Source organism: Treponema sp. R6D11 (assembly GCF_054786075.1).
Genome location: NZ_BDHD01001296.1, coordinates 1 through 337, shown reverse-complemented (window position 1 = coordinate 337; position 337 = coordinate 1). Strand labels below are relative to the sequence as shown.

Here is a 337-nt window from a genome sequence, read left to right as displayed (position 1 = left end):
GATCTTCGTCTTGTCCCCTGCCCTCTGCTATTTTTTCCAGAATTTTTAAAATTTGAGTGGTTCCAATCCGGCATGGAGAACATTTACCGCAGCTTTCATCAACGCAGAATTCCATGTAAAAGCGCGATACGTCGACTACGCAGTCGTCTTCGTCCATGACGATCATACCGCCGGAGCCCATCATCAACAACGTTGAAACCTTCGCCAACGTGCCGGTAATCACCAACAAAGGCGGCGCATGGCTCGCCAAATTGGGCACGGAAAAATCCAAGGGGACGAAAGTATTCGCCCTTACCGGAAAAATTAAAAGTTCCGGCCTTGTCGAAGTTCCCATGGG

General features: G+C 49.3%; 2 pseudogenes. One reads left to right on the top strand and one right to left on the bottom strand.

From position 1 onward, the window contains the following. Window positions 1–184 (bottom strand): annotated as a pseudogene (locus ACYVTD_RS18500) (NADH-ubiquinone oxidoreductase-F iron-sulfur binding region domain-containing protein); the annotation flags it as partial. On the opposite strand from ACYVTD_RS18500, the pseudogene ACYVTD_RS18495 reads away from it, so the two are divergent. Next, window positions 156–337 (top strand): annotated as a pseudogene (locus ACYVTD_RS18495) (hypothetical protein); the annotation flags it as partial. The pseudogenes ACYVTD_RS18500 and ACYVTD_RS18495 sit on opposite strands and share 29 nt — an antisense overlap.